The sequence below is a fragment of the Spirosoma lacussanchae genome, assembly GCF_005870035.1.
GTDB classification, from domain to species: Bacteria; Bacteroidota; Bacteroidia; order Cytophagales; family Spirosomataceae; genus Spirosoma; species Spirosoma lacussanchae.
In genome coordinates, this window is record NZ_SWJG01000001.1 from 1195174 (window position 1) to 1207988 (window position 12815).

12 protein-coding genes are annotated in these 12815 nt (G+C 41.2%); 4 read left to right on the forward strand and 8 right to left on the reverse strand.

Annotated elements, in window-relative coordinates; translation table 11 throughout:
- Positions 1 to 96: 96 nt before the first annotated feature.
- The 4 genes from FBR45_RS04940 (at position 97) to FBR45_RS04955 (ending at position 4792) form a co-directional block, all read left to right on the forward strand.
- Positions 97 to 906 (forward strand): WecB/TagA/CpsF family glycosyltransferase, encoded by an 810-nt coding sequence (locus FBR45_RS04940; protein ID WP_138499860.1) that lies wholly within the window; start codon positions 97 to 99, stop codon positions 904 to 906.
- Positions 887 to 1813, forward strand: a complete 927-nt coding sequence (locus FBR45_RS04945) for a glycosyltransferase family protein (RefSeq protein ID WP_138499862.1) — start codon at positions 887 to 889, stop codon at positions 1811 to 1813. Before FBR45_RS04940 ends, FBR45_RS04945 begins: the two co-directional genes overlap by 20 nt.
- 45 nt (positions 1814 to 1858) lie before the next feature.
- Positions 1859 to 3046: a glycosyltransferase gene (locus FBR45_RS04950; protein WP_138499864.1), complete on the forward strand. Its 1188-nt coding sequence runs from the start codon at positions 1859 to 1861 to the stop codon at positions 3044 to 3046.
- Positions 3047 to 3646: 600 nt separating this feature from the next.
- Positions 3647 to 4792 carry an endo-1,4-beta-xylanase gene (locus FBR45_RS04955; RefSeq protein WP_138499866.1) on the forward strand — a complete coding sequence of 382 codons (1146 nt, stop codon included), beginning with the start codon at positions 3647 to 3649 and terminating at the stop codon, positions 4790 to 4792.
- A gap of 102 nt (positions 4793 to 4894) precedes the next feature.
- On the opposite strand, the gene FBR45_RS04960 is transcribed toward FBR45_RS04955, so the two are convergent.
- From FBR45_RS04960 to FBR45_RS04995, 8 genes are read right to left on the reverse strand one after another with little or no spacing between them, the layout of a single operon-like run.
- Positions 4895 to 5755, reverse strand: coding sequence for a hypothetical protein (locus FBR45_RS04960; protein WP_138499868.1), 861 nt, complete (start codon positions 5753 to 5755; stop codon positions 4895 to 4897).
- Positions 5743 to 6564, reverse strand: coding sequence for a glycosyltransferase family 2 protein (locus FBR45_RS04965; protein ID WP_138499870.1), 822 nt, complete (start codon positions 6562 to 6564; stop codon positions 5743 to 5745). The genes FBR45_RS04960 and FBR45_RS04965 overlap by 13 nt, the downstream gene beginning before the upstream one ends.
- 7 nt (positions 6565 to 6571) lie before the next feature.
- Positions 6572 to 7855 carry a hypothetical protein gene (locus FBR45_RS04970; protein WP_138499872.1) on the reverse strand — a complete coding sequence of 428 codons (1284 nt, stop codon included), beginning with the start codon at positions 7853 to 7855 and terminating at the stop codon, positions 6572 to 6574.
- Between the two features lie 3 nt (positions 7856 to 7858).
- Positions 7859 to 8512, reverse strand: a complete 654-nt coding sequence (locus FBR45_RS04975) for an acyltransferase (protein ID WP_138499874.1) — start codon at positions 8510 to 8512, stop codon at positions 7859 to 7861.
- Between the two features lie 8 nt (positions 8513 to 8520).
- Positions 8521 to 9222, reverse strand: coding sequence for a CatB-related O-acetyltransferase (locus FBR45_RS26845; RefSeq protein WP_394344356.1), 702 nt, complete (start codon positions 9220 to 9222; stop codon positions 8521 to 8523).
- Between the two features lie 4 nt (positions 9223 to 9226).
- Positions 9227 to 10189 carry a GT-D fold domain-containing protein gene (locus tag FBR45_RS04985; protein ID WP_138499879.1) on the reverse strand — a complete coding sequence of 321 codons (963 nt, stop codon included), beginning with the start codon at positions 10187 to 10189 and terminating at the stop codon, positions 9227 to 9229.
- Positions 10186 to 11190: an O-fucosyltransferase family protein gene (locus tag FBR45_RS04990; protein WP_138499881.1), complete on the reverse strand. Its 1005-nt coding sequence runs from the start codon at positions 11188 to 11190 to the stop codon at positions 10186 to 10188. Before FBR45_RS04990 ends, FBR45_RS04985 begins: the two co-directional genes overlap by 4 nt.
- Complete coding sequence (locus FBR45_RS04995; protein ID WP_138499883.1) at positions 11190 to 12749, reverse strand: MATE family efflux transporter; 1560 nt, start codon at positions 12747 to 12749, stop codon at positions 11190 to 11192. The genes FBR45_RS04990 and FBR45_RS04995 overlap by 1 nt, the downstream gene beginning before the upstream one ends.
- Positions 12750 to 12815 lie beyond the last annotated feature (66 nt).

The window sequence follows — 12815 nt, forward strand, 5'->3', positions numbered from 1 at the left end:
TACCACTATCCTGACCCGCTTTATTGCTACTAATCCGATCGAAGCACTTTACATACATACTCAGTCCTGACGATACCGCTTATATAGATACAACCTATGCCATTACAAACATCTGAACCGTCAACACCCTCTCTGCCCGTTAGGCGTACGCGGGTGATCAGCCTGAATGTTTCTTTGGGCGATTATGCCCACTTGCAGGACTGGGTTATAGAAGCCGCCCGCCAGCGGGCATCGAAGTCCGTCTGTTTTGCCAATGTACACATGGTTGTAGAGGCCCGTCGTAACGCTGCTATTGCCCAGGCCGTAAACAGCGCCGACTGGGTAGCGCCCGACGGAGTGCCTTTACTGTGGGCCATGCGTGGTTTGTACGGCCTTCGACAGGAGCGTATTGCGGGCATGGATGCCATCAGCAGCTTATTGCAGAAAGCAGCCGAGGCCGGTATTTCGGTTTTTTTCTACGGCTCTACGCCCGACGTGCTGGACGAAATTCGCCGGATCTGTGCCCGGGAGTTCCCGAAGCTGCAGATAGCCGGTATGGTATCACCGCCGTTCCGGCCCATGACCCCCGCCGAAGAAACCGGCGTTGTCGATCAGATCACCGCGTCGGGTGCCGGGCTGGTTTTCGTTGCGCTCGGATGCCCCAAGCAGGAACTCTGGATGGCCCGGATGCGGGGGCGTATCCCGGCCGTATTACTCGGTATTGGCGGAGCATTGCCGGTGCTGGCCGGCCAGCAGACACGCGCCCCCCGCTGGATGCAGAAAATCGGTACCGAGTGGTTATTCCGCCTGATGCAGGAGCCCCGCCGGTTGTTCAAACGCTATACGGTTACCAACTCCCTGTACATCTACTATTTCGTCCGTCAGTTTCTTAACCAGCAGCTATCGTATGACAAAGTTCGGAACTAACGGAGCCGGACTGGCTCCCATTGCGCTGTTCGCCTACAAGCGCCCCGATGAAGTACGTCAGGTACTGGAAGCTTTGCAGGCCAACCATCTGGCTGCGGACAGTGAACTGTATATATTCTCCGATGGGCCCCGTAGCCCGGCCGATGCCGACAAGGTAGAAGCCGTACGGGCTGTGCTGGATACCGCAACGGGATTTCGGGCCGTTCATCGTCAGTATGCCGAGACTAACAACGGATTGGCTAAGTCGATCATCACCAACGTAACGGCTCTGCTGGGAAAGTACCGGAGTGTTATCGTGCTGGAAGACGACCTGCTGACCAGTCCTAATTTCCTCGACTATATGAATCAGTGCCTGCAACGGTACAAGGGTAACCAACGGGTATTTTCAATTACGGGTTACTCATTCCCCATCGACCGGCCAATCAGCTACCTGGCCGACGCTTACGCTTTTCCGCGTACGGGTTCGTGGGGCTGGGCAACCTGGTCTGACCGCTGGCAACAGGCCGATTGGGCGGTGTCTGATTACGCAGCCTTCCGGGCCGATCCGGTTCGGCAACAACAGTTCAACCAAGGAGGAAGCGACCGGGTGCGCATGCTTCGGCGGCAGCAGGAAGGCGAGATCAACTCCTGGGCAATCCGGTGGTGTTACAGCCAGTTCAAAGCGGGCGGATTTACCATTTACCCGACCGAGTCGAAGATTCAGAACATCGGCTTCTCTACTGAGTCGACCAACACCAACGTATTTAACCGTTACCGGACCCGGCTCGATACGGGCGCTCAGCGAACGTTCATGCTGCCGGATAACATCGAGCCCACGCCCTACTATACCCGCCAGATTCAGCATCAGTTCAGTTTACGAGTCCGGCTGTTTAACCGACTGAAAACCTATGCCGGTTTACGCAATTAATCGTTCCGTAGGTATACCCGTACATGATTCATAGTCGTATAGCTTATGCGTATTCTGTTTATTCATAATTACTATCAGCAGCGAGGGGGAGAGGATATCATATTCGAGCAGGAGGTGGCCATGCTACGGGAAGCCGGTTCGATCGTCGAAACGGTTGAATTTACGAACGATGGTTTCGATGGTTCGCTACTGGGGACGGTTACAGGGGCGGCTCTGTCGTTATATAGCAGTCAGTCGGCCAGGCGGGTCGAGCAGGCCATAGACCGGTTCAAACCTGATGTCGTTCATATTCATAATTTATTCTACACGGCAACGCCTTCTGTCATTCAGGCCGTTAAACGTCGGAATATTCCTGTCGTGATGACACTTCATAACTACCGGCTGGTATGCGCCAGCGGTATGTTGATGCGCGAAGGTGAAGTACCCTGTGAGCGTTGCCTGACCAAGACAATTCCTCTTGACGGTATTCGGTTTGGCTGTTTCCGCGACTCGCGCCTTCAGTCTACGCAACTAACGGCTATTACCAGCCTGCATAAACTAACGGGAGTCTGGCGTATGGTAGATCGGTTCATTGTGCTGACCGAGTTTGCCCGTGCCAAAATGTTGCAGTCTTCGCTGGGGCTCAGACCGGATCAGGTCGTTGTAAAGCCAAATGCGGTACCTGATCTGGGGTACGCCGATCCCGCCCAGCGCGAAGATTACTTTCTGTACATCGGCCGGCTCTCACCCGAAAAAGGTATTCACACCTTGTTGGCAGCTTTCGGAGCGACTTCACAACGGTTGAAAATACTGGGCGACGGTCCTTTAAAAGCCGACGTGGAGAAAGCCGTTCAACAGCATCAAACTATCCAGTTCCTTGGCCATCAGCCACGGGCCGCCGTTGTCGAGCAACTAAAGAAGTGCAGGGCATTGGTTGTGCCCTCTATATGGTATGAAGGGCTACCTACGGTAATTCTGGAAGCGTTTGCGACAGGCACTCCTATTATTTATGCTGATCAGGCAAATCTCCGTTCAATTGTGGGAGACTACGGAACCCGCTTCTTGCCTGGCGATGCTGCTAGTTTGAGGCAGGTCATTCATGAGGTTTCATCAGGCAAGTTGTCTGATAATACAGCTCAGGCCATACGCGGGCAATATGAAACGCAGTATACATCAGCAGAAATAGCGCATAAGCAGCTTTTTATCTACAAAAATGTAAGCCCTGCCAAAATGGCGAACGAGTACGTAATATAGCAATACCTACGGAGATAACACCGTCTGCTGAGCCCCGACGCCCACTGCGTCGGGGCTCGTTTGCGTTTATGCCGAGTAGAGACTTGAAAAGGCCTGATGATCATCTGTAGAGATAGGAGCATAAATGAATAAGGTACTTAGGCACGACAGGATTTGCGACTGAATTCATGACTGAGTAACAAAAAGTAAAAGCGCACAGGTCACAAAATTTTTAACGGTTATAAAAGTCAGCATTAACCATTTTAATCATCATTTAAGCAGGATAACGGCCTTGATTAATGGCGAGCGGTGTGGATTTTAATCTACACTAGTGTAGAAATTAGTCCTTAGTTATGCCTATTGCGTAATAGAGTTAATAAAATACTGTTTTTGGTAAATAGTGAGTTATAATATGGAAGTCATGGTACTCTGTAAGCTTATGATTTTAATCATCAAATTTTAAGTTCACTTTAATTCGCTGATATGTCTTAATTCCAGCTTAATCCGGTATTAACAAGTTTATAACTTGACCTTAAGTGTATGTTAATCAGGCTTTAAGGTTGATTTTATGTCGGTACATCAATTTTGTCTCAACGAAAACGGACAAAAAAGACGTACCAAATGACACAAGTTTCTACCTCCGCCACCAAGCTCTACACATTCTTGATCTCTCTGATTATCACCGGTTTGATGACCGCATGCAGCCAGCAGGTTGATACGGTAGCTCCTGCAAGTGTGAATGAGGAAATGATTGCGTCTGCTCGTTTGAACGCTGCTGTATCAGATAGCTTGGCTACTCTTAAATCAGCCGCTTCGTTCCCAATTGGAAGTCTTCATAGCTCTGCTATGTTAAAAGGTGATGAGAAAGTGCAAAAGATTATTGCGAATGAATTCAATTCCCTGACGGTAGGAATGTTTATGAATGTTCAATGGCAAAAAGGTAAATTCTTATACAACGTGATGGATAGCCGAGTATTAGGAGCTGAAAAGTACGGTGCACGGCTGCATGGCCACTGCCTAGTTTATCACGAGGCTGCTCCAGAATGGCTGACGCAGTTCAAAGGAAGTACTGAAGAGTTTGAGAAAGAGGTTAAAATTCACGTACAAACTATAGTAGGCCGCTACAAGGGGCGTGTCCACAGCTGGGACGTAATCAATGAGATATTTGAACGTCAAAATGGAAAGATGAAGCAAACATCGTTTCGTAAGCTTTACAACAGTGATGAAGCTTACATGGAATTTGTAAAAAAATGTTTTATCTGGGCGCATGAAGCAGATCCAAGCGCAAAGCTATTTTATAATGACAATGCTTATGGACAGTTTGAGCCGATGTTACCAGCCGTTCTAAAAATGGTGAATGAATTCAGAAAAAGCGGTGTTCCAATCCACGGTTTAGGTAGTCAAATGCATATCAACGTGAATACTACTGACGAAAGCATTCGTAAATCATTACAGGTATTAGCTTCTACTGGCTTGCTCGTTCACGTATCGGAACTCGATATTGCTATTAATCCTAATCGCAGTAATCAGCTTGTTATTTCAGATAAGCTCTTGAAAAGTCAAGCCCTCAAATTTCAAACTGTTGCCAATGCATATAAACAGTATGTACCAACTAGCCAGCAGCATGGAATAACTGTGTGGGGCCTAACTGATACAGAAAGTGATCAAGTTAAAGATAATGGTCCTATCGAAATGCCGCTTTTGTTTACCAGCAAACTTGAGAAAAAACAAAGTTATTTTGGAATGCTAAGTGGGCTTAAAAATTAACATTTTCGTAGATATAATTGAAAAGCCTGAATGACACATTTGAGTCATTCAGGCTTTTCAATTATATCTACGAAAAGAAAGGGTCGTAAAGATATTATTAAATTATCGCTTACTAAATTTCTTAGCCCAAATAATTTTTAATAAATTATTAAACGCAGATAATCCTTCAATATTAAGTGAAAAAATGAATGGGATGTGAGTGCTTATGGATAACTTTGTTAATTTGTCTACAGTCATATTTAAGACTAGTGGTAGGCTGGTTTTAAGGAATGGAATACCATGATGACCTGTTCTGAATTTTATTTTATTCAGGGGAATAGATTTTATGTGAAGCAATTGATTCGAGTCCCAACTACTTTTTGTAGAGCAGAAATAAAAAATATTTTCTGGTTTCCTTATGTAAGGTTTAATAGAATAATATTTAGTTATATCAGGGTTTTTTCTTTCTCTAAATATTATTGGATCTATTGCTTCGGAAGACGATGAAAGTAGACTATGCAACTCAAATTGGCCATTAAATGAATAAATTTTTTCTGCTTTTAGCAACGATCCAAACAGTACGGCTGCATAGCCACCTGCGGAGCTACCAACTGTTATGACTGAATACCCTTGAGTTTCCTTCTTTAGAAAATTTGCAAGTTTATCTATGGAATTTAAAGTAGAATTAATGCCTCCCAAGTACCACTGTTTTTTGATGTCTCTAATAAAGATATGTTTTGCAGAATTGTTAATTCTGGTCTCGTACCACTCGTATCTATTTTTATCAACAATTCGTTTTTTAAAGACCTCTTCTGTGTTAGGGTAATATATATTATTGCTAGAGAAGTATATAACGCATTGTTTTATATCTAAGTTATTTTGGTTATTATATTCAATCAATATATTGTCTTGCTGCTCAAAAACTGTTTTCACAATTTCAGAGTCTGTCTGAAAAACAAAGGCGGCCTGATCTATTGTTTCCATAATTGTGGTCTAAACGCTCTTAGGTGAATTGATAAAAAATGTTTTAGAGCATTAAGAACTCCATAGTGACGATTCTCGAATATAAACTGATAATATGGATGTGCATATCCAAGTGGGCTGTAAAGATGTTTAAACCGTGTAATGAATGGTGTTTGTGGTAAGCACCATTTAGGTAAAGACTGATTTTTCTCGCAAAAGCCTATAAATTCTGGGGCAATGTAGCTTTCTACACCCTTCTTTTTTGCTCGTAATGCATAGTCAAAATCTCCTATCGCATGCGGAAAAATAGGATCTATAGTTCCAACTAATTTATAAACGTATATAGGGATTAAGACACAGTTGCCATTGAATTCATTACATTGTTGTGGATAACCGTTTGGCGTAAGTAACCTAGAGTTTTTTTGTAATCCTCCATAGGTCACTTTGTTGTTTGATGAACACATAGATCCACATATAATTGAATCAGGTAACGCATTTGAAGTAATTATTAATTGCTCTAATGCTGTATTGAAAAGTGTTACATCGTCATTCAACCATAAGAAATATTCGTATGTATCGGCTTTCAAGGCTGTGCTCCAGGCAAGATGCATGCCTCTATTCCAATAGAGATCACCATTACCTTTAATGATTCTAACAGAGGGAAAGGTAGACATAACTTTTTCTGCTGTTCCGTCTGTACTACCGTCATCTACCAAAAAGATATTAATTTGATGTTCCGTTGGTATGCTACAATTGAACAAAGCGTGCAAGCACGCTATTGTTTTTTCTCTTCGATTATGAGATGTTATTAGAACGGCTATTTTCTTCATCAGTTTATTAATTTGATGCTTGTAGTTGGGGTTTGAACACTATCTTTCTCTTGCGACTGTCGAATAATCCGCCTAACCAGTAGCGAAACTCGGCGTCATTCATCTCCCTGAATGATTTGGAAAAGCACATACCAATCATTATCCAAAGAAAAAAATAAGATAAGTCAAATTGACTAAAATCTTCTACCCACGCATACACCCATCGAAAAGCAACATATAACCCAATAATTCGTATGAGATTGTTATTTGACTTATTTATAGCTAAATATGAAGCTCGATAAAAAATAAGAAAATATAATACTACACCGATAGCCCCTGTCCAAGTGAATATGTTTAGAATTGAGACTTCATTACTGAAGCGCTCTTTTTTTCCTGTCTTAAGTTCCTCAAAAGCATAATAGCCAAACAACTCGGATTCATTACCACGTGCTGGAGTCCTTCCCATTACAGCATATCCGTGCTTTAAAGCAGAATTTATGACTTCAATATAAATTGCACTGCGTGTATCTGCGATTAAATTTTCTTCTTTAGACTCCTCTTTTGTGTTTACAATTGTTGTAAAATCTCCAGAAATGTATTCATCCATTCGGAAAATATTGAATTTTCCAGTTACTGCTAAAGAGAAAAAAAACAAGGGGCTGGTAATCAATGCTATTCTGATAATTTCAAGTGTTTTTGCTTTTGTCAGAAATTTGGAGTATAATAGAAGACTTAGCATTAAAGGAATTGTAAACTTAATAATATTACTTCGTGCGCTCAAATCTCCTAGTAAAACAAACAAAGAGAATAGTAGAAGAATTGTCTTCCACTTAAAGTTGATGAATGGGAAAAATAATAGTAGAAAACTTACAGGAACTAAATACCTGCCAATACCATCCCCTTGTAGAAATGGCAAAAATACAAAGAATGCTGGTAAGGCGTATTTTAGCCATGTTGATGTTATTCGCTGTATCATGTAAGGGTGTGTTGATATATTAATAGTAAGTGGCAGCAATAAGACCATTCCTGTTGCTACTAAATTTTTCCATTCCCAATAATTATCCGCCACAAAAATACCCCGTATTATGCAAATAATATTCCAGAATAAAAACCAATAAATCACTTTTATGATAGGTTTATTATCTGGATCAAAATAAATTTTTTTCGATCTGTACAATCCGAACAAGATACATGAATATATTGCCCACCATATATAAGTATTTCCAATAGGCAAGTCAGACCACTGATTTATTGATGAAACCGTGATGAATAAAACAAGTACGGGTAAATATTTTCTCAGTTTGTTGCTCATATCTTAATAAATTGAGAGTTGTATATTATTGTTCACATGAACAGCCTTAACGAACTTAGCTGGATTTCCAGCCCATATTTCGTTGTCGGGTACGCTTTTTGTGACCAAAGAACAGGCACCTATGACAGAATTTTCTCCAATAGTAACGCCTTTTAGTATTGTAGAGTTAGCCCCAATGAAAGCATTATCTTTTATAACTACTGCCGAGTTAGCTTTCTGGGCCCGATCCATTTTAGGATTTTTTCGAATGTTTGGATCAATGGAATGAAAGTCAGTGTCATAAATGCATGTCCCGCCCCCAATTTTTACATAATCTCCAATAATGATTTGTTTATGACAAACTATAGCTGTTTGGCTTATACCTACATTATTTCCTATAATTAACTGAGCATTTTTATTGACGAAAAATATACAACGTTGAGAACGACCAATTGGATTTCCAGCTAAAGTATTATTCATCTTTAGATTTCTGCCAATTTTAAACTCTCCTCCTATAGTAACAGATACAAATGGTATGCCTATAGTAGAATAATCCTTGTGTTCTACGTTCTGTCCGTAGAATATTATATTGCATGTCGCTTTGCTTAGAAATTTATTCAAAACGGCTAACATGTTTCGAGTGGCTTTATATACTCTTGAAAAGATATATTGAATCATGACCAAGACTATTTACTGAATGTTACTTCTTCATTACACAATTGTTGCAGCGTATTTTGCATAGAATAGACATCTTCGGGACTATATTCCCACCATTTAGTATTTAATAATGAAAGGCGAGTTTCTTCAGAGAATCTATACTTAATTATTTTAGCTGGTACTCCAGCAACTATAGCGTATGGGGGAATATCTTTTGTAACAATTGCTCCCGCAGCTACAACTGCTCCATGCCCAATGGTTACCCCGTCCATAATCATAGCTTTACTTCCAATCCATACATCGCTCCCAATTAAAATAGGTGAGTATTCGCTGAATTCTGGTTCTTTATTGACTAGCTTAATACCAAGAGTATTTTTTTGTTTGTAAAACACTGTTGATGTCGAAAACATGTGTAAAGGATGAGCACCGAGCCCTATTGTGACATCATGTGAAATAGAGCAGTAACTACCTATCTCAGCATGCTGAATGAAAGTATTTTTATTTACATATGTGTAGGAACCAATATGCGTGTGATTTATCGTGCACCCGGTTAAAATATGACAATTTGGGCTGATGGTTGTATCATTTGAAAGACAACAGTCTCTATCAATAACCACACGATCAAATTTTCGTTTATTTTGAATATCGCGTGATTTAGTATTGGCTAGATCTAGTAAACCCTTTACCAAACCAATGGGCATCCATAGTATGCGTTTCAGTAGATTTTTCATAGTATCACCAATAACAGGCTTCCTCAACAACAGAAGCATTTTTTGGTTTTTCTTTTTGCCCTGGCCTTACCCAATTCTCATTAAACAAGTTATTGTATGGCCAGACGATGAACTGTTCCCAGCGCTTCCCTTTAATACCAAACAGTAACTGGGTTGCACCAGCCAAATGGACTGCCTTTTTGCCCATCCGCTTTACATGAGCAGCCAGTGGTAAGCCGTAGGCTCCACAGCCTATGATACAGATGTCGTAATCTGTAGTATCGATTTCACCTTTCATCCAGTCCAAAGCCTCGAACCAATCGTCAAATGCTGTTTGTTCGCCAGCTACGCTTTGTACCGCCTTTATTGTTTTCAGTTCAAAAGCTGGTAATAGGTTGTTATCGAAGAGTAACTGACGCTTCTGGTACTGCTGCTCAATAGTTTCGGCAAAGGGGTGTACAACCAGTACTTTTTTACCCGCTAAAGCCCTGGTCCAGGGATTGGTGCTGAAAAAAGGCTCCAGATCTTCCAGCACCACCTGCTTTGCGGAATTCAATTCGTTCCTGAACAGAGTTTCTTCCTGTAGCCAGGAGCCAAGGATATCGATCTGCTTAATATCAGTTAGCATCAGTCGGCAGAATCGTTCAACCATGTCGGGCCGGGGAGGGTAGAAGCCACTCCACTGTTGCATCTGGTTGAGTGTTGCTGGTTGCCACCACCAGGGCAGTGATTTGCCTTTTATGAAATCCAGCCAGTTAGTATTGTGCTGTTTAACTCCTACATAGTTTGTCAAGCAGAGCATTTCAGTTGAGCCGAACCGGGCAATCATGCAGGGTTTGCTATCACTCAAGGCATCATAGATCAGTTCATTCGCATATTCTTTGTTGGAAAACATTTTCCAGTTTCGGCCAGTAACCATCTTGCCTGGCTTAATGGAGGTATACAGCTTACGTAAGCCTTTCAGAATGTTTGCTGAGAATTCATTCATGACTTGGTTGCTAATAAGTTTACGTCAAATGCTCCGTTTTCTTCGGCAAGTATCCAGTCACTGGTCTGCGGGTATCCATGCCAGAAATTGCGTGGGCAAACCTTAACACCTTTATTTAACAGAGCGGGTTTATATGAAAAAGAACTTTTGCTTGTGATAAGCAGGTCGGCATATACCATGTGCAGAAAAGATTCCTGTGCACCCATGTGCAGACAGTAATTCACGTTTTTGAACCTGTCGAAAGACGCAAAGTTGCTTTTTTCGCCCTGAGAGAATAAGTAAACTGAAATAGGTTTATTCAATGATAAATTGTCTAATACATTCGACAAAACGTTTTCAAAGTAGTCATCATCCTGCCAGCGCATTGACAGATTACTATTTTGATCTCTACCGGATGTTATATCTCCCCGGCGAATATGGATAGCAATATTGAAAGTGTCATTTGTATAGGTCAATTTACTTCTATGGTATAATTCATTTATGTAGAACTTCTCTTTCAATTCGTCGATGACCCCATATTGGTCATGATAAAATTGATCTTGTTCCGCAACGAAAACTACTTTCTCGTTACTATAGGATTCTATGATGCGATGTATAAATTCTATATCAGCTTGGTTGTACTCATCAAATTTGGGCAAATATATTTTTTTTCGACCTTCAAGCCTGACTAATGTATCTACGTCAGTTTCATTATGACTGAATCCTAATAGATTTTCCCATGCAGGACTACTGAATGGATAGTGAGCGTACTGCAAACCAAACTGCTTTGCAAACCAGTAACCAGCAATCCAGTTTGCCATTTGATGGCCAATACCAGCACCGGGGTGAGGCCTAGCCGTAAAATAATTTCGTTGAGCTATTCCAGAACTTGGCTTGATAAACTTGGTTCTCCAGTACGATTTGTATAAACTTTTATATATAGATTTTCCGTACGTATTTCTTACGACCTTTTGCCAGGCTACATCCTTAATTTGACCGTATGTTGGTAATTTGGCTGCCATTACTTTGCATTCAGTAAAGATTTGTTCATTATTAGTTTAATTGACGTTATGCCCTTTTCTATTGTGTCTTTCGCATAACTTCGTTCTGATGCTGATAGACCAATGCTCCAAATTACTACAGTAAACAAAAGGCTGCTAGTTAGGGTAATTGCTATTAACCGCATCACCCCCTCCACTGTTAGGAGCGAAATAACATAACATGGAATAAAAACAATTGCCAAACAAATGAAACATTTAAACACTACAGAATTTAGATAATCAGTAATTGATAAGTTGAAATATTTTCTTGAAAAGAGTAATATAATTCCAGACGATATAATAGTGAACGATGTGAAACTGATATACAGGATATAAGGGGGGAATCCAAGAGAAAACAAAGCATATGTAGCTACTAAAGGTAGTATATTTGATATAGAGCTGTATATCTGGTACTTTCTGATCTTTCCTACTGCAGCAATAGAAGACGTTAGGGTCAGAAATAGCTGCTCAATCAGGTTTCTAATTAATAGAATACGGCAAAATATGACAGTATAATCTGGTACTTCTTTAAGCCATAAACTGAAAATATAAGGCATTTCAATCAGGACAGGGACGTATAATAGCATCAACAGAAAAAAAGACATCTTGCTACCCATGAAGGAGGCTTTAAGCATCATGCTCCTATCGCCACTACCCTCACTTTTAGTAATTAATGGATTGATGGCTTTTAACATAACCGTTGCAAACACACCTAGTTGTCCACTGACCTGCCCTGATATGGTCTGCGCTGCGTTGACGGTAGGGCCGAAGAAAATATTAATTAGTACGCTTTGCCCATAATTGGCAACTATACTGCTTGACGAGCCGAGAAATGACCAGCCAGCAAAGCCGGTCATTTCTCGGTAAACTTCCTTATCAAAATACTTACGGGGGTTTATTTCACATTCTGAAAACTTCTTATGACAGTAGATAACTCTGAAAGCTAATAAAGCTACGGATAACAGGCATGTCAGTAATCCATAAATTATTAATTTATCGTCAGACGTGTAAGTTATGAATATCGCAATGCCCAGTTTAGCTACGGTTTCGATTACGCCAACAATGGCGTAGAAAATCATATTTTCATGCGCATTGACTGTTGCGTCATATGGGACTGCCAGTATGGTGAACAAAGTGCTCACAACCGAAAAATGAAAGACCCATTTGGCCGCAGCTAGCCGTGTCTCCGGAATCGTCAGTATACCGTCAAACAGGAAATGGCCAACAGCTTCTATCGCAATAAACAGTAGGATGGCTATCGATAGATGTAAAATCAGACTAACGTTAAATATCTTTTTTAAACGTTGTAAATCACCACTTCCTTCAGTATACGACATGAATCGTTGAGTAGCCGAAGTCATAGCCGTATTCAGGAATGTAAGCATGGCAATCATGCCGCCCACTACATTGAATATTCCGAAATTTTCAGTTCCTAATGCGGCTAATAGTAAACGAGTCGCATATAAAGAAATGAAAACGGTTATTGCCATTCTCGCGTAAAGAATACCCGTATTTTTTATTACGCGATTAGCAGCCTGCATTCTATTTAAATATTTGAGAGTTATGTATTAGTGATTGAGTATCTCGTAAGGCTAACCGCCTGTTTC